15 protein-coding genes are annotated in these 14,036 nt (G+C 68.0%); 10 read left to right on the top strand and 5 right to left on the bottom strand.

Annotation, left to right across the window (positions count from 1 at the left end; genetic code table 11):
• The first annotated feature begins 181 nt into the window (after nt 1-181).
• From ACIA49_RS37755 to ACIA49_RS37725, 7 genes are all read left to right on the top strand, one after another.
• Nucleotides 182-763: a helix-turn-helix transcriptional regulator gene (locus ACIA49_RS37755; RefSeq protein WP_391544052.1), complete on the top strand. Its 582-nt coding sequence runs from the start codon at nt 182-184 to the stop codon at nt 761-763.
• On the top strand, nt 760-1,839 hold the full coding sequence (locus ACIA49_RS37750; RefSeq protein ID WP_396383085.1) for an inositol-3-phosphate synthase: 1,080 nt from the start codon (nt 760-762) through the stop codon (nt 1,837-1,839). Before ACIA49_RS37755 ends, ACIA49_RS37750 begins: the two co-directional genes overlap by 4 nt.
• A gap of 9 nt (nt 1,840-1,848) precedes the next feature.
• Nucleotides 1,849-2,679, top strand: coding sequence for a DUF72 domain-containing protein (locus ACIA49_RS37745; protein WP_396383084.1), 831 nt, complete (start codon nt 1,849-1,851; stop codon nt 2,677-2,679).
• 749 nt (nt 2,680-3,428) lie between these two features.
• A complete protein-coding gene (locus tag ACIA49_RS37740; RefSeq protein ID WP_396383083.1) occupies nt 3,429-3,620 on the top strand; it encodes a hypothetical protein in 192 nt (63 codons plus the stop codon).
• Nucleotides 3,617-4,576, top strand: coding sequence for a hypothetical protein (locus ACIA49_RS37735; RefSeq protein ID WP_396383082.1), 960 nt, complete (start codon nt 3,617-3,619; stop codon nt 4,574-4,576). The genes ACIA49_RS37740 and ACIA49_RS37735 overlap by 4 nt, the downstream gene beginning before the upstream one ends.
• Before the next feature lie 100 nt (nt 4,577-4,676).
• Entirely contained in the window at nt 4,677-6,095 is a 1,419-nt protein-coding gene (locus ACIA49_RS37730) for an MFS transporter (protein ID WP_396383081.1), read from the top strand.
• A 26-nt stretch (nt 6,096-6,121) separates the two neighbouring features.
• Nucleotides 6,122-6,445, top strand: a complete 324-nt coding sequence (locus ACIA49_RS37725; protein WP_396383080.1) for a YciI family protein — start codon at nt 6,122-6,124, stop codon at nt 6,443-6,445.
• A gap of 23 nt (nt 6,446-6,468) precedes the next feature.
• On the opposite strand, the gene ACIA49_RS37720 is transcribed toward ACIA49_RS37725, so the two are convergent.
• Nucleotides 6,469-6,960, bottom strand: coding sequence for a hypothetical protein (locus ACIA49_RS37720; protein ID WP_396383079.1), 492 nt, complete (start codon nt 6,958-6,960; stop codon nt 6,469-6,471).
• 136 nt (nt 6,961-7,096) lie between these two features.
• On the opposite strand from ACIA49_RS37720, the gene ACIA49_RS37715 reads away from it, so the two are divergent.
• A complete protein-coding gene (locus tag ACIA49_RS37715; protein WP_396383078.1) occupies nt 7,097-8,278 on the top strand; it encodes a M20 family metallopeptidase in 1,182 nt (393 codons plus the stop codon).
• A gap of 50 nt (nt 8,279-8,328) precedes the next feature.
• On the opposite strand, the gene ACIA49_RS37710 is transcribed toward ACIA49_RS37715, so the two are convergent.
• Together ACIA49_RS37710 and ACIA49_RS37705 are read right to left on the bottom strand one after the other, a co-directional pair.
• Nucleotides 8,329-9,762 (bottom strand): pre-peptidase C-terminal domain-containing protein, encoded by a 1,434-nt coding sequence (locus ACIA49_RS37710; protein ID WP_396383077.1) that lies wholly within the window; start codon nt 9,760-9,762, stop codon nt 8,329-8,331.
• Nucleotides 9,763-9,852: 90 nt separating this feature from the next.
• Entirely contained in the window at nt 9,853-11,280 is a 1,428-nt protein-coding gene (locus tag ACIA49_RS37705; protein WP_396383076.1) for a PPC domain-containing protein, read from the bottom strand.
• A 165-nt stretch (nt 11,281-11,445) separates the two neighbouring features.
• Here ACIA49_RS37705 and ACIA49_RS37700 point away from each other — a divergent pair, with 165 nt between their 5' ends.
• Nucleotides 11,446-11,883: a YciI family protein gene (locus tag ACIA49_RS37700; protein ID WP_396383075.1), complete on the top strand. Its 438-nt coding sequence runs from the start codon at nt 11,446-11,448 to the stop codon at nt 11,881-11,883.
• Here the strand turns inward: ACIA49_RS37700 and ACIA49_RS37695 are convergent.
• Together ACIA49_RS37695 and ACIA49_RS37690 are read right to left on the bottom strand one after the other, a co-directional pair.
• Complete coding sequence (locus tag ACIA49_RS37695; RefSeq protein ID WP_396383074.1) at nt 11,872-12,975, bottom strand: zinc-dependent alcohol dehydrogenase family protein; 1,104 nt, start codon at nt 12,973-12,975, stop codon at nt 11,872-11,874. The genes ACIA49_RS37700 and ACIA49_RS37695 overlap by 12 nt on opposite strands.
• On the bottom strand, nt 12,972-13,388 hold the full coding sequence (locus ACIA49_RS37690; protein WP_396383073.1) for an acyl-CoA thioesterase: 417 nt from the start codon (nt 13,386-13,388) through the stop codon (nt 12,972-12,974). The genes ACIA49_RS37695 and ACIA49_RS37690 overlap by 4 nt, the downstream gene beginning before the upstream one ends.
• A gap of 23 nt (nt 13,389-13,411) precedes the next feature.
• Here ACIA49_RS37690 and ACIA49_RS37685 point away from each other — a divergent pair, with 23 nt between their 5' ends.
• The gene (locus tag ACIA49_RS37685; RefSeq protein WP_396383072.1) at nt 13,412-14,026 is read left to right on the top strand and encodes an alpha/beta fold hydrolase; all 615 of its coding nucleotides are present in this window, start codon (nt 13,412-13,414) and stop codon (nt 14,024-14,026) included.
• Nucleotides 14,027-14,036 lie beyond the last annotated feature (10 nt).

Raw genomic sequence — 14,036 nt, 5'->3', positions numbered from 1 at the left:
AACCGATTAACGCAGATCGGCGCCTGACGTAACAGCTTCCGCGGGGCGCGCCGTACCGCTGAGGTGACAAAGCCGACCTTTGTCATGAGTTGTCCACAGCTCGGAGCTCTGCTTACAGTGGCGCCACGATGTATCGAACCGATACATCAGGTTCTGACAAACTGGATCGAGGAGGTGGGTCATGGGAAACCGCAGCGGGGTCCTGGAGCTCGCCGTACTCGGTCTGCTGCACGAAGCGCCGATGCACGGTTACGAGCTCCGCAAGCGCGTCAACGCCCAGTTCGGCTGGGGACGCGTGCTGTCGTTCGGATCGCTCTACCCGGGTTTGAAGGCGATGCTCCGCAACGGCCTGATCACCGCCGACCCCGGTACGCCGGAGTCCGGGCGCAGGCCGAAGATCGTCTACACGATCACGGCCGACGGCAAGGACCACTTCGCGCAGGCGATGCACGATGCGGGTCCGTCGGCCTGGGAGGACGACACGTTCGGCGTCCGCTTCTCGTTCTTCGGCCGGACCGATCCGGCCACCCGGCTGCGCATCCTCGAGGGCCGGCGCGCCCGGATGGAGGAGCGGCTGGCGAACTTCCGGGCCGCGATGAGCCGGACCGCGGAGCGGGTCGACGCCTACACCCTCGAGCTGCAACGGCACGGCCTGGAGTCGGCCGAGCGCGAGGTCCGCTGGCTGAACGAGCTGATCGACGGCGAGCGGCGGCAACAACCCTCCCAATTTCCCCCACCGCCTGACCAAGGAGATTCCAGATGACCTCGATCCGGGTAGCGATCGTCGGCGTCGGCAACTGCGCCAGCTCGCTCGTCCAGGGCGTGCACTACTACCGTGACGCCAAGCCCGAGGAGCGCGTCCCCGGTCTGATGCACGTCCAGTTCGGTGACTACCACGTCCGCGACGTCGAGTTCGTCGCCGCGTTCGACGTCGACGGCAAGAAGGTCGGCCTCGACCTCGCCGACGCGATCGGCGCCAGCGAGAACAACACGATCAAGATCTGCGACGTGCCGCCGAGCGGTGTCACGGTCCAGCGCGGTCACACCCTGGACGGTCTCGGCAAGTACTACCGTGAGACCATCACCGAGTCCGACGCGGCCCCGGTCGACGTCGTCGCCGCCCTGCGCGAGGCACAGGTCGACGTCCTGGTCTGCTACCTGCCGGTCGGTTCGGAGCAGGCGGCCAAGTTCTACGCCCAGTGCGCCATCGACGCGAAGGTCGCGTTCGTCAACGCGCTGCCCGTGTTCATCGCCGGCACCAAGGAGTGGGCCGACAAGTTCACCGAGGCCGGCGTGCCGATCGTCGGCGACGACATCAAGTCGCAGATCGGCGCCACCATCACGCACCGCGTGCTGGCCAAGCTGTTCGAGGACCGGGGCGTCACCGTCGACCGGACCTACCAGTTGAACGTCGGCGGCAACATGGACTTCAAGAACATGCTGGAGCGCGACCGGCTGGAGTCCAAGAAGATCAGCAAGACCCAGTCCGTCACCTCACAGCTGGTCAACGACATCGACCCGCGCAACGTGCACATCGGTCCGTCGGACTACGTGGCCTGGCTGGACGACCGCAAGTGGGCCTTCATCCGGCTCGAGGGCCGTAACTTCGGCGACGTCCCGCTGTCGCTGGAGTACAAGCTCGAGGTCTGGGACTCGCCGAACTCGGCCGGCATCATCATCGACGCGATCCGCGCGGTGAAGATCGCCAAGGACCGCGGCATCGGTGGCCCGATCCTGTCCGCGTCGTCGTACTTCATGAAGTCGCCGCCGGAGCAGTACGCCGACGACGTCTGCCGCGACCTGGTGGAGAAGTTCATCCGCGGTGAGGTCGAGCGCTAGATTTGACCGATGCGGCTTCACGTGGGGTGTGCTCAATGGACGCACCCCGCGTGGCCGCAACCCTCCCGCGACAAGCTCGCCTCCTACGCAGCATGGGTGAACGCGGTCGAGGGCAACACCACCTTCTACGCAACGCCGTCCCGGTCCTCGGTCGAGAACTGGGCCGCACAGACTCCACCTGACTTCCGCTTCGTCGTGAAGCTCCCGCAGACCATCACGCACGAACGCCGGCTCAGCAACATCGCCACCGAGTTCTACGCCTTCACGGCCGCGGTCGAGCCACTCGGTTCCCGCAACCACGCGCTGTGGATCCAGCTCCCCGCATCGTTCGCGCCCAGCGACCTGGGCATGCTCGCCGCCTTCCTCCGCGGCGCACCCCGCGAACACCGGTACGCCGTTGAAGTCCGTCACCCCGCGTTCTTCGACGACCCCCGCATCACGCACCAGCTGGAAGACATCCTGGTCCGCGCCGGAGCCGAGTGGGTCCCCTTCGACACCGGCACCCTCTTCGGCCGCCGCCCCACCAGCCTCGCCGAACGCGACGCCTGGACGAAGAAACCCCGCGTAGCCCGCCGCACCACCGCCCTCACCGCGTTCCCGATCGTCCGCTACATCGGCCGCGACTCCATCGACGAAACCGTCGAAGGCTGGTCCTACCTCACCGACCTGGTCCACACCTGGCTGCTGGAAGGCCGCTCACCCACCATCTTCCTCCACACCCCCGACAACGCCGAGGCCCTCAACCTCGCCCGCCTCTTCCACACCACCCTCCGCAACCAACTCCCCGCCCTACCTCCCCTCCCCGACCCCATCTCCCCAGAACCCCCCACCCTCTTCTAATCCCCCGCCCCCACCTCCACGCCGACCGAGCCCGGCCAGTCAGCCAGCACCCCTGCCAACGAACCACCCCCGCGCCAACACCCAAAGGCCCGGTACGCCGTCCTCCCGGCCGCGACCGGACATCCTCCCCAAACCGCTTCGGGGCGGATGTCGGACCGATTCGGGGGCCAAACCCTCCCCAGATCCCTTCCCGCACGGCGCAAACTCTCCCCAAACCGGTTCGGGGAGGAAACACCGCACCCAGCACCCAGCCAGCTCGGGGCCCGGCCAGCTCCGGGTGCGGCCGGCTCGGGCCCGCCCGGTTGGGGCGGATGTTGGACCGATTCGGGCGGTAAATCCTCCCCAGATCGCTTCCGCACGGCGCAAACTCTCCCCAAACCGGTTCGGGGAGGAAACACCGCATCCAGCATCCAGCCGGCTCGGGGCCCGGCCGGTTCGGGGCGGATGTCGGACCGATTCGGGGGGTAAATCCTCCCCGGATCGCTTTCTGGGCGGGGCGAACTCTCCCCAAACCGGTTTGGGGAGACATCACGCGACAACCTCCTCAGCGGCGGTCACACTCCGCAAGCCCTGCCCGGCCGGCCTCATCACAGTTGACGTCCGAAGAACCGGAGACGGGCTCTCCGAACGTTCGGACGTTAGGTGATCGGAGGAGCTGGGCCGGTTATCCACAGGTGGGAAGTTTGGTGTTGGGGAGGGGGTGAATCTCCGTATGTTCTCCGCCGAGATCCGAACTCGGAGGAGAAACCATGGAGCACGTCGAGACGACCCAGAGCACTGGCCGGCCGCGGAGCAGTGCGGCGGAACACCGAGCACGCGCGGAGCGGCTGGTTGCCGAGCTGCGACAGCTGGCCGATGCGACCGCCAGCCCGGTCGAGCGCGCCAACCTGCATCGGTCGGCTGACTCGCTGATCCGACTCGCCACGGCGTACCGACCATGAGCGGCGGCAAACCGGCTTCGCTCGAAGAGCTTCTGCTGCGCAGTGGGCAGGCTGCGCTCGAACTATCGGGGGCGCAGCAGAGCGCGTGGAACGGTCAGATCGTGGAGTCGGTCGACGACGTACTGGGGCTCGCGCATTGGGACGGCACGCTGCACCTCGACCGCGAGTACATTCTCGATCCGCTCCGGGAGATGTACGCCTTGGCCGGCAAACGACATCCGACTCCACAACTCGCCCGGTACCGCGAAGCGCTCGCCACGATCCTGCACGAGCACTCGCACTTCCTCGGCCCCACCGGCGCGACCCAGGAGGCGGCCCGCGCAGCCTTCGTCCGCCCCGGCAGCCGCCAACTGGAGGAGGGTGTCGCCGAAGCCTGGGCACAGGACCACCTCAACGAGTACCTGCACCACCTGGGCGTCGACGAGGTTGCCCCTGGCATCGATTCCTTCCGTACCAACGGCCACTACGCGCCGTACGTCACCGCCGTCCGGATGCTCTGCACCGACCTGGAGTCCCGAGCCGACCTGAAGCCCGGCACGGTCCTCACCGCACTCAACAACCAGACCGCCGAGCGCCAGGTCGAGCTGCTCGCTGTCCTCTACTACAACTCCAGCCGCCTCCCCGACCTGGAACCCTCCGGCCCCCAAACCCGCCTCCACCTCGAATCCCTCCTGCGCGACTCCCTCCCCGCCCTCGACAACCACCTCCTCCTCCCCCACCCCCAAGCGCTCGCCCGAGCCCGAACAACCACCGAAACCTTCCTCTCCCACCTCCACTCCGAAATCACCCGAGCCGAGTCCCACTACACCCAGCGCCGAATCCCGCACCCCGCCCAAACCGCCTTCGCCGGGCTTCCTGCTCCCGGTACCAGCGGGGACGTCGGTCCCCGGCCGCCAGTCGAGAGCGCCAGGCTGCCTGGGCTGGGCCGTCGAGCTGCAGCCGTCCGGACAGCCTGAGTCTTTTTCGCGGCGGTTGTCGGATCAGGGCCGGGAGGTTCGTAGCAGGGATGAGAGGCAGTCCAGGAGGGGCGGCCCGGCACCAGAGAAGGACTTCCAGGTGACTACTTCGACCAGATCGGCGACCGTCAGCACACACCGTTCCAGCCGCTCGATGTGGGCGATTCTGGGGCTTGTGCTGCTGGCCGACGCCGTCGACGTGATCGATGCGACGATCACGAACATCGCGGCCCCGACCATTGCCCGTGACCTCCACGGTGGCGAGGGCCTGATCAAATGGCTGGGGACTGCCTACATGCTGGCCATGGGCGTGCTGCTCGTGGTCGGCGGGCGGCTCGGAGACAAGTTCGGTCAGCGTCGGCTCTTCCTGGTCGGCCTGAGCGGATTCACCCTGGCCTCGGCGATCGCCGGACTGTCACCGGATCCGACGCTGCTGATCGCGGCCCGGGTCGCCCAGGGCGCGTTCGGGGCACTACTCATCCCGCAAGGCATGGCCATCATGGTCAAGGCGTTCACCCCCGAGATGCTCGCCAAGGCGTTCGGGCTGTTCGGTCCGGTGCTCGGGGCGACCAGCATCTTCGGTCCGGTCCTGGCCGGGCTCCTCATCGGCGCCGACCTGTTCGGTCTCTCCTGGCGGCCGATCTTCCTCATCAACGTCGTCCTCGGCGGTATCGGGCTGGTCGTCGCCACCCGGATCCTGCCGCGCGACGACGGCGACCGATCCATTGCGATCGACGGCTGGGGTTCCGGTCTGCTGGCGGCGACCATGTTCGGCCTGCTGTACGGCTTGATCGAGGGCGCGTCCAACGGTTGGGGTGCCACCGCTGTCACCTCGATCGTCGCCGGCGTCCTACTCCTGACGGCTTTCGGCTACCGGCAGCGCACCGCCGCCGACCCGCTGATCAAGCCCTCGCTGCTGCGGAACCGGGGATTCAGCGCCGGAATGCTCGTGGGTCTGGCCATCTTCGCCGCGACCACCGGTCTGCTCTACGTGCTGTCCCTCTTCATCCAGGAAGGGCTGCACGCCGGCCCGCAGCAGACCTCGATGGCTCTGCTACCGCTCACCGTGGGCATCATCGCCACCGCTTTCGCCGCGATGGCCGGCCTGATGGCCAAGCTGGGTCGCACGATGATCTTCCTCGGCCTCGTCTTCGTCCTGGCCGGTTGCGCCTGGATCCTCGCCGTGGTCCAACACTCCGGGACGAACGTCAGCCTGTGGACGCTGGCTCCGGCGTTCTTCGTCACCGGCGTCGGCATCGGCGGTATCGGCATGATCTACACCATCGCGCTCGGCGACACGGCCCCTGACGAAGCCGGCAGCGCCAGCGGCTCGCTCAGCTCGATCCAGCAACTCGCCTCCGGCATCGGCTCGGCCGCGGTCGCCACGATCTTCTTCCACGGCGCGGCGTCCGGGCTGGATCACGCCCTGAAGGTCAGCCTGGTCGTCGTACTGATCGTCACCGCCGTCAGCATCCCGGCGGTCGGGCTCCTGCCCCGCAGAGCACCGCAAGAATCCTGACCCTGAACAGAGGAGATGATCCACAGATGAGATATCTGGTGTCCGTCATCGACGACAAGGAAAACCCCGGCAGCACAGACCGGCAGCCCGTCATCAGCGAGTTCAACGAGCGCCTGATCGCGGACGGCTACTGGGTCTTCGCCGGCGGCCTGGCCGACACGACCGCCGCCACGGTCATCGACAACCGCGGCAACGAGGCGATCGTCAGCGACGGCCCCTTCGTCGAGTCGAAGGAGTACCTGGCCGGCGTCTGGGTCTGGGAGGTCCCCACCCCCGAACTGGCCCAGGACCTCGCCACCCAAGCCTCGAACATCTGCGACCGCAAAATCGAACTCCGCCCGTTCCAATAGGCGCCCGGTGGAGGGACCGGCGCTCAAGGGAGTCGTGGGTCGGCCAGCAGGACCACATTGTCGGCGGCGGGGTCGAAGCCGAGTACCGGCTGGTTCCGGCCCCAGCCGCCCTCGTCACCCATGAGCACCGGCTTGGCCAGCCGACGGCCAAGCGTGCACAGGAAAGCGCTCAGGGTGTCGACCCCTTGCTGCCCCTGGAGCTCGCGCAGGTCGACGTCGAAGTTGACCTCCACGGACTGCATCGGGCGGAAGATCACTCGCACGCCCACGGCGGGGTCGACATGCAGGTCCGCCAACTCGGCGTCGGCCGGGCGTGACAGGACGTCGGCGGCGCGTGGGAGTGGCTGGGCTCTTCCGCCGATCAGGAATGTCCAGGTCCACTCGCTTGACTGCACGAGGTCGAAGACTGATTGCCAGTCTTCTACCGTGCTGTCCGGTATCCACAGGTCCGGTAGCGCACCCATCAGGTCGGGGTCGAAGAAGTTCTGAACCTCTTCCCATCGCAGGTGAGTCACAGTGCGCCCCCGCGTTCTCTGGACGAGTTATCGCCTTTCGCCAGCGTAGCCGGGGCCGTGCGCACCGACCACGGAGTTAGTTGTCACCGTGTTCGTTCGGTGCTTGGGGGACCGGGTGGGCGGGTACGGTGGCGCGATGGATCTGGTGCGGGAGAGTGGCGGGCTGGCGGCGGGGTTGGTGGAGCTGCGGCGGGAGTTGCATCGGGATCCTGAGGTGGGGTTGGTGTTGCCGCGGACTCAGTCGAAGGTGCTGGACGCGGTGGCGGGGTTGCCGTTGGAGATCTCGACCGGGCGTGAGGTGACGTCGGTGGTCGGGGTGTTGCGGGGTGGGCGGCCGGGGCCGACGGTGTTGTTGCGCGGGGATATGGACGCGCTGCCGGTGGTGGAGGAGACGGGGCTGGCGTTCGCGGCGGAGAACGGGAACATGCATGCCTGCGGTCATGATCTGCACACGGCCGGGTTGGTGGGTGCGGCGCAGTTGCTGAGTGCACATCGCGAGGAGCTGCAGGGAAACGTCGTGTTCATGTTCCAGCCGGGGGAGGAAGGGCTGGGTGGCGCCGGGTACATGCTGCGGGAGGGGTTGCTGCAGGCGAGCGGTGACAAGCCGATCGCCGCGTACGCCGTGCATGTGTGGTCGTTGGCGGCGAAGGGGCTGTTCCAGACCCGGCCGGGAACGATGATGGCCGGCTCGAATCAGCTGCACATCACCGTGCACGGGCGCGGTGGGCATGGGTCGACACCGCACACGACGGCGGATCCCGTGCCGGTGGTCGCGGAGTTGGTGTCAGCGTTGCAGACGTATGTGACACGGCGGGTGAACGTGTTCGACCCCGTGGTCATCACGGTCACGCAGTTGTCGGCGGGTGTCGCGATCAACGTGATCCCGAACTCGGCGAAGCTCGGCGCCACCGTCCGGACCCTCTCGAACGAGACGTTCACCCAATTGAGCCAGGAGCTGCCCGCGCTGGCGGAGTCGATTGCCAAGGCGCACGGATGCACAGTCGACGCTGCGCTCAACCTGCAGTACCCGGTGACCATCAACGACGCCGATCGCACCCAGCACGCGATCAGCGAGCTCACCACCCTCTTCGGCCCCGAGCACGTGGAGCCGATCGCGAACCCGTTGATGGGTGCTGAGGACTTCTCGATGGTGCTGCAGGAGGTGCCGGGCACGTTCATCATGCTCGGGGCGCGGCCGGACGACGTACCGGCTGGTGAGGCGCCGTCGAATCACTCGAGCATCGTGCGGTTCGACGACGAGGTGCTTCCGCTGCAAGCCGCCGCACTGGCTCAGCTGGCGGTCTCGCACCTGACCTGACCTGCGGCTGGCCTACGCCAGATGTTGGCCAGCCGCAGGGGTTCAGTGGGTCAGGCGGTCGCGATCTTGACGGTGTAGGCGCCGCGGCTGCCGTACGTCGAGTAGCCCGTGTTCAGCGGGTCGCCGTACCCGACGTTGTCGATCCGGACGTAGTAGGTGCCCGCCGCCAGGTTGGCGGTGACCGACGCGCTGAGGCCGGTCGGAGTGGCGGCGTCGGTCTGGCCCGAGGCCGGGTCGGCCGAGGCGACGACGGTGCCGGCGCTGTTCAACAGGTCGAGCTTGATGTCCAGGTTCCCGCCGGACGCCGCGGCGTTCGCGGTCGCCGTGTAGTTGCCTGCGGCACCGACCGTGACCTTGTAGACGTCGGTGTCGGTCTCGGCGGCGATGTAGCCGGTGGCCGGCGTACCGACCGTCAGTGCGGCGGCAGCAGACGTGGTGTCACCCGCTTCGTCCGCGCGCAGGGCGAGGCCGTGGGTGCCGACGACGCTGTAGTCGTCTTCCTTGTTGTTGGCGTCGGCGTACTCGCCCTTGCTCCACTGGCTGATGCCGCGGTAGTACCCGACGCCCATGATCGGCGCCCAGGAACCGTGACCCTGGTAGTAGCCAACGGTCGAGGTGCCGTCGTGGCTGAGGCCGACGTTGTGACCGGCCTCGTGCGAGGCGGCCTCGGCGAGGTTCTTCGCGCCGGTCCCGACACCCTTCGTGAAGACCAGCGCCGGCTGGTAGTAGTCGTGCTGGCTGCTGTTGTCGTAGACGCCGACGTACGCGACGCCGCCGCAACCACAACCGGACTGGTACCAGGTGTCCGGGTCGATCAGCACACGCGTTCCGTACTGCAGGTCCGACGCACCGGACCGGTCGATCGCGGACTGTGCGGGAGCCTGCGTGGTGACGTCGACGTCGAAGGTCGCGTAGTCCTCCGCAACCCGCGCCCAAACATCCCGTACGACGTCCTGCTCCGCGGTGCTGTAATTCGCCGGGTCGCCGTCGGTGTCGTACGCCGAGACGTTCACCGGGTCGATCGACTTCGCCGCGTTCCACGCCGTGCCGGTGATGGTGTGGCCGTCGAAGTCCAGGTAGAGCACCCGGTTCGAACCGGGCTTGCTGTGCAGTTCGAACGCCGGACCGGTCGCACCGGCGACGGCCTCGGTCGCCCAGCGCGGGGAAGCCTCTTCGGACTTCTGCGTCGGGGACAGCTGCGGCTCGCGGTAGAACAGGCGGCTGCCGGCGTCGAGCCAGGCGGTCTTGTCGGTGGCCAGGATGCGCTGCAACTGGTCAGGGGGCAGACCGTTGGTTGCGGCTACCTCGGCCAGCCGGCTCTGTACCTTGGCCAGCGCCGTGACGCCCGGCGTGGGCTGTCCGAGCAGCTGGTCGATCGGTGTGCTCTGTGCGTCGGCGCGAGCGCCGGCCGCGACGGCCAGGCCGCCGAAGATCACTGCACCGGTACATGCGAGCGCGCCGGTACGGCGGAGTTGTTTCCTCACGAAGGTCCTCCAGGGGTTGGGCGGTTGATCCCCCCAGAAACCCGGGGCCGTCGATCTCGGTGGGAACGACGGCCCCGGGCAGCTCTGGTACTACCCGGCTGTCACACGCACCGTGTACTTGCCACGGCTCCCGTACGTCGAATAGCCGGTGTTGAGCGGGTTGCCGTAGCCGACGTTGTCGACCCGCAGGTAGTAGCGGCCCGCCGCGACCTGACGGCTGATGCTCGCGCTCAGGCCGGTCGGGGTCGCCGAGTTGGACTGTCCGGCGGCCGGGTCGGCGGTGACGACGACGTTGCCGGCCGAGTCGAGCAGCTGGAGCTTGATGTCCACGTCGCCACCGGACGTGGCGGCGAAGTTGAAGGTGCCGGCCGCCAGGTCGATCCGGAACACGTCGACGTCGGAGTCATTGGCGTAGATGCCGGTGGTCGCCGTACCGAGGGTGAGCGCGCTGGCGTCCGCCGTACCGTTGCCGTGGTCGTCGGCGCGCAGGGCGAGGCCGTTCTGGCCGATGACCGCGAAGTCGTCTTCCTTGTTGTTCGCGCCCGAGTACTCGCCCTTGCTCCACTGGCTGATCGCCTTGGAGTAGCCGACGCCCATGATCGGGGCCCAGGCGCCGTGACCGGCGTAGTACCCGACCGACGCCGTACCGTCGTGGCTCAGGCCGACGTTGTGACCGGCCTCGTGGGCCGCGGCCTCGGCGATGTTCTTCGCGCCGGTGCCGACACCCTTGGTGAAGACGAGCGCGGGCTGGTAGTACGCGTGCTGGCTGGTGTTGTCGTAGACGCCGACGTAGGCGACCCCACCGCAACCACAACCGGACTGGTACCAAGTGGTCGGGTCGATCACCACGCGCGTGCCGTACTGCTGGTCGGACGAACCAGAGCGAGTGATCGCGGACTCAGCCGGTGCCTGCGTGGTGACGTCCACGTCGAACGGCGCGTAGTCCTCGGAGACCCGGGCCCAGACATCCCGTACGACGTCCTGTTCCGCGGTGCTCCAGTTGTTCGTGTTGCCGTCGGTGTCGTACGCGGTGACGTTGACCGTGGCCGGCTTGCCGCCGGTGTTCCACGCGGTCCCGGAGATGGTGTGGCCATCGAAGTCCAGGTAGATCACGCGGTTCGAGCCGGGCTTGCTGTGGAGCTCGAACGCCGGACCGGTGGCGGCAGCGACTGCCTTCGTGGCCCAGCGCGGGGAGACGGCGGTCGTGGTCTTCGCACCGGTCGTCGGCTCGCGGAAGAAGAGCTTGCCGTCGCGGTCGAGCCAGCTGGTCTTGTCGGTGGCCAGGATCTGCTGCAGCTTGGCGGCGGCGATCCCGTTGCGGTCGGCAAGCTCCGTGAGCCGGGACTGGACCCGGCCGAGCGCGGCCTTGCCCTGAAGCTCGGAACCGAGCAGCTGGTCGATCGGAGTGGGGGTGGGCTGCTGGGCGTCGGCCGCGTTGCCGGCCACGACAGCCAGGGCGCCGAACGCTACGGCACCGGCGCCGACCAGGGCACCGATGCGGCGGGGGCGGGTGTGCATAGAGGGGTCCTCCTCAGGGACTCCGCGTGTCTCACTTGACATTGCCTCACGAGCGGTGTGCGAGACCGCACTGTGCGTAGCCTGCCTGATGGGTTGCCCCGCTGTATACAGTTTTCGGCGGATTTAACGGTTTGCTGTGGCCTCTTGCGGCCGCAGGATGGGGCCATGCGATACGTGATGCTGATGCGGGCCAACGCCGGTTCTGAGGCGTGGGAAGAGCCGAGCGCGCAGAGCCTGGACGAGATGACGCAGGTGATGGCCGAGATGGCCGAGAAGGGCGTGCTGCTCGCGGGCGAGGGGCTGCTGCCGAGCTCGGAGGGGTTCCGGCTGGTTCCGGACGGCGGGAAGGCGCGGATCGTCGACGGGCCGTTCGCGGAGACCAAAGAGCTGATCGCCGGGTTCTGCCTGATCGAGGTCGCGTCGCGCGAGGAGGCGCAGGCGTGGGCCGAGCGCTGCTTCGCCGCCGATCACGGGAACACGGCCGGGATCGAACTGCGGCGGGTCGCGACGGCCGACGACTTCGGCGACAACTTCACGCCGGAGGCCCGGGCCCGCGAGGAGAAGACGATGGCCATGCTGGAAGCCCGCCGGCTACAGGACTAGCACCTGGCGGATCGACGTACCGGCGGCGAGGGTGTCGAAGGCTTCGTTGAGGTTGTCGAGACCGACGGTTGCGGTAAGCAAGCGGTCCACCGGGAGCCGGCCCGCCTGGTAGAGGGCGATGTAGCGCGGGATGTCGCGGCTCGGGATCGCGGAGCCGAGGTAGGAGCCCTTCACCGTGCGCTCCTCGGCGACGAGGCTGACGGCGGGCACGCTGAAGGTCTGCGACGGGTGTGGGAGGCCGACGGTGACGGTGGTCCCGCCGCGGCGAGTGGCGGCGTACGCCTGCTCGAGCACCTTCCCACTGCCGACCGTCTCGAAGGCGTAGTCGGCACCGCCGGACGTCGCCGCACGGACCTCCTCGACAGTGTCGGGGCCAGCGGCAACGGTGTGGGTGGCACCGAGTGCGCGGGCAAGCTCAAGCTTCTCCGGTACGACGTCCACCGCGACCAGGGGATGCGCACCAACCAGTACGGCGCCGAGCAAGGCGGACAGGCCGACCCCGCCGAGACCGAAGACGACCGCACTCCGACCGGCCCTGACCTGCGCGGTGTTGACCACTGCACCCACGCCGGTCATCACTGCGCAGCCGAAGAGGGCCGCGATCTCAGGCGGTAGGGCCGGGTCGATCTTCACTGCGGAGCGGGCTGACACGACGGCGTGGTCAGCGAAGCCGGAGACGCCGAGATGGTGGTGCACCCCGTCCAAGCGCCGTACGCCGGACAGTAGGGTACCGGCCGTGTTCGCGGCGGCACCTGGCTCACACAGCGCAGCACGTCCCTCCGCACACGGACCGCATGAGCCACAGGCGGGGACGAATGCGAAGGCGACCGCATCACCCGCAGCGAATCCAGGAGCCTCTGACTGAACCACCTCACCCGTGGCCTCGTGGCCGAGCAGCATGGGCATCACGCGTGGCCGTGAGCCGTCGATGACCGACAGGTCCGAGTGACACAGCCCTGCGGCGCGGATGCGGACCAGGAGCTCACCAGGTCCAGGCGGTGCCAGGTCGACCTCTTCGATCTGCAGTGGCCGGGAGTCGGCGTACGGCTTGGGTAGGCCCATCTCCTGCAGTACGGCGCCGCGCACGATCATCCGGTGATCCCCTCCAGAGCCTCACGCAGGCGGTCCGGAATCGGGACCGGCCGCCTGTCCTTCCGGTCCACGAACACGTGCACGAACCGCCCGGTCGCAGCCGGCTCATCAGCCTCGGAGCGGAACAGGCCGATGTCGTAGCGCACGCTCGAGTTCCCCAACTGGCCGACCCGCAGCCCGGCGTCGACCACGCCCGGAAACTCCAGCGACGCCTTGAACGTGCACTGCGAGTCCACGCACAACCCGATCACCGCACCGCCATGGATGTCCAACCCACCGCTGCGGATCAGGAAGTCGTTGATCACGGTGTCGAAGAAGCTGTAGTACTCGACGTTGTTCACATGTCCGTAGACGTCGTTGTCCTTCCACCGCAGTGTGATCGGCAGGAAGTGCTTGAAACCGGCCCGGTCCATCCAGCCACCATAAGGTGATCGGCATGCGATTTGTCTTGATCCACGGTGCGGCCAGCTCGGCATGGCACTGGAACCTGCTGGCCACGGAGCTGACGAGGCGGGGGCACGAGGTGATCGCGCCGCAGCTGCCGTGCGACGACCCGGCCGCCGGGCTCGCCCAGTACGTCGACACGGTGGTGAACGCCGTACCGGACGGCGACCCGGTCACCGTGGTGGCGCACTCGATGGCTGGGTTCGTTGGAGTGCTGGTGTGTGAGCGGTTGCCGGTGCGGGAGTTGGTGCTGGTGGCGGCGATGATTCCGGAGCCGGGCGAGCGGATCGGCGAGTGGTGGGGAAACACGGGATTGAAGTCCGAGGAGGGGGACGTGTTCTTCCATGACCTGCCGGCGGAGCTGGCGGCTGAGGCGCGGACGCACCTGCGGGAGCAGTCGCGTGGGCCGATGAACGATCCGTGTGATTTCAAGGAGTGGCCGGAGCGGACGCGGGTGGTGATCGCGCGCGACGATCGGTTGTTCCCGGCGGAGTTCCTGCGCAGGGTGACGCGGGAGCGACTGGGCGTGGTGCCGGACGAGCTGCCGGGCGCCCACTTCCCGATGCTCGGGCATCCGTCGGCGATGGCGGACTATCTGGGGGCCTAGAGTTCAGGCG

It is taken from the genome of Kribbella sp. NPDC051587, assembly GCF_044453945.1.
Classification (GTDB): domain Bacteria; phylum Actinomycetota; class Actinomycetes; order Propionibacteriales; family Kribbellaceae; genus Kribbella.
Note: the sequence above shows the minus strand (reverse complement) of the source record. Positions and strands in the feature narration are given on the sequence as shown.

What these genes read in the sequence shown, in the direction of transcription:
- ACIA49_RS37755 (WP_391544052.1), top strand. Translation starts at nt 182, where the DNA reads ATGGGAAACCGCAGCGGGGTCCTGGAGCTCGCCGTACTCGGTCTGCTG.
- ACIA49_RS37750 (WP_396383085.1), top strand. Translation starts at nt 760, where the DNA reads ATGACCTCGATCCGGGTAGCGATCGTCGGCGTCGGCAACTGCGCCAGC.
- ACIA49_RS37745 (WP_396383084.1), top strand. Translation starts at nt 1,849, where the DNA reads ATGCGGCTTCACGTGGGGTGTGCTCAATGGACGCACCCCGCGTGGCCG.
- ACIA49_RS37740 (WP_396383083.1), top strand. Translation starts at nt 3,429, where the DNA reads ATGGAGCACGTCGAGACGACCCAGAGCACTGGCCGGCCGCGGAGCAGT.
- ACIA49_RS37735 (WP_396383082.1), top strand. Translation starts at nt 3,617, where the DNA reads ATGAGCGGCGGCAAACCGGCTTCGCTCGAAGAGCTTCTGCTGCGCAGT.
- ACIA49_RS37725 (WP_396383080.1), top strand. Translation starts at nt 6,122, where the DNA reads ATGAGATATCTGGTGTCCGTCATCGACGACAAGGAAAACCCCGGCAGC.
- ACIA49_RS37715 (WP_396383078.1), top strand. Translation starts at nt 7,097, where the DNA reads ATGGATCTGGTGCGGGAGAGTGGCGGGCTGGCGGCGGGGTTGGTGGAG.
- ACIA49_RS37705 (WP_396383076.1), bottom strand. Translation starts at nt 11,280, where the DNA reads ATGCACACCCGCCCCCGCCGCATCGGTGCCCTGGTCGGCGCCGGTGCC.
- ACIA49_RS37700 (WP_396383075.1), top strand. Translation starts at nt 11,446, where the DNA reads ATGCGATACGTGATGCTGATGCGGGCCAACGCCGGTTCTGAGGCGTGG.
- ACIA49_RS37695 (WP_396383074.1), bottom strand. Translation starts at nt 12,975, where the DNA reads ATGATCGTGCGCGGCGCCGTACTGCAGGAGATGGGCCTACCCAAGCCG.
- ACIA49_RS37690 (WP_396383073.1), bottom strand. Translation starts at nt 13,388, where the DNA reads ATGGACCGGGCCGGTTTCAAGCACTTCCTGCCGATCACACTGCGGTGG.
- ACIA49_RS37685 (WP_396383072.1), top strand. Translation starts at nt 13,412, where the DNA reads ATGCGATTTGTCTTGATCCACGGTGCGGCCAGCTCGGCATGGCACTGG.